This is a genomic window from Clostridium sp. AF34-10BH (assembly GCF_003478095.1).
In the GTDB taxonomy this organism is placed as follows: Bacteria; Bacillota; Clostridia; order Lachnospirales; family Lachnospiraceae; genus Acetatifactor; species Acetatifactor acetigignens.
The window spans coordinates 1-1170 of the sequence record NZ_QUEC01000074.1 but is presented as its reverse complement, the minus strand read 5'-3'; the positions used below and the strand labels follow the sequence as shown (position 1 = coordinate 1170).

At 34.4% G+C, this 1170-nt stretch carries 2 protein-coding genes; both read left to right on the top strand.

The features are described from left to right. The first annotated feature begins 145 nt into the window (after positions 1 to 145). The gene (locus DWZ61_RS19405) at positions 146 to 673 is read left to right on the top strand and encodes a hypothetical protein (RefSeq protein WP_117465323.1); all 528 of its coding nucleotides are present in this window, start codon (positions 146 to 148) and stop codon (positions 671 to 673) included. Positions 674 to 737: 64 nt separating this feature from the next. Beyond that, positions 738 to 1085, top strand: a complete 348-nt coding sequence (locus DWZ61_RS19400) for a hypothetical protein (protein ID WP_118540118.1) — start codon at positions 738 to 740, stop codon at positions 1083 to 1085. Positions 1086 to 1170: the final 85 nt, after the last annotated feature.

Below are 1170 nucleotides of genomic sequence, written 5' to 3'. Positions count from 1 at the left end.
GAAACAACGAACGCTGTTTGACAACTTCCCGTTTATTGGGAAGTCGCAGAGAACGAAAAATCGGGATTGCCCGAGTTCTTTGAGTGAGATACACTTCTTGGGCGAAGGGAAGGAAGAAGGAAAAGTACTTTAGAGGTATTATGGAATGAGTAATAAATTGGTTAAGCATCAAGAATTAAAAGAACTATTAAGTGGAAAGCAAAAGGAAATTTTGTTTTGGATTTGTTTCATTATTTTAAGTATATCTTTCATTACAGTCTTGATAAATATACTTTTGACATCTAAAGCATTTAATACACAAATGGAAGAGATGGTACTGGGAGAAGATTATTATATGGAGGATATTGTGATTACAGGTAAAAGGGCTGAAGATGCTTCGGCTGATACAATATCTCAGAATTATTTCTTCTACTACAACAATGGAAAAGTGAATGATTATCACAAGCGAATGCAAGTACCGGAATTTGTATATTCGGAATATGATGTAGGAGATTCCATAGCTGCATATACCACAGACCATGTTAGTTATTCTTATTACAAGTATGGGATTCTTCCGGATACAGAGTATACAAACAATGAATTAATGAAAGTGGCTGGCGTATTGCTTGGAATAGGAATATTTTTATTGGCTTTGTTTGGGGTATTAAGTAAGAAAATGAACTACAAGAAGTAACCAACTTCCCGTTTATTGGGAAGGCGCAGAGAACGAAAAATCGGGATTTAAAGAGGTGTTGAGTATGAAAAGGTGGTTATCTATTTTAGCAGTATTGGGCTGTATAGTAGCGTTGTCTGGATGTAAAAATGAAGCAGAACAAGCATATTTTAATGCAAAAGTTTTGGAAGTAAATAAAGAATATGTTGATGTTAGGTGTATAGAAGCATTTAATAGTGGGATTTCTGTTGATGAGGAATTTTCTGTTACAAAAGATGTAGTATCAGCAGGAGGAGCACCAGAATTGAATGTAGATGATAATATCCGTGTTGTATTTAATGGTGATGTAATGGAAAGTGATCCATTGCAGATAGGAACGGTTTATGCAATCTATCTTTTAGATGAAAATGGAGAAGTGATTCCAAACAACTAACAACTTCCAGTTTTTGAAACTGAGAAATCGGGATTTGTGAGGGTAATTATGATAAATTTTTTGAATGATATAAGGAATGCAGAAA

What these genes read in the sequence shown, in the direction of transcription:
- DWZ61_RS19405 (WP_117465323.1), top strand. Translation starts at nt 146, where the DNA reads ATGAGTAATAAATTGGTTAAGCATCAAGAATTAAAAGAACTATTAAGT.
- DWZ61_RS19400 (WP_118540118.1), top strand. Translation starts at nt 738, where the DNA reads ATGAAAAGGTGGTTATCTATTTTAGCAGTATTGGGCTGTATAGTAGCG.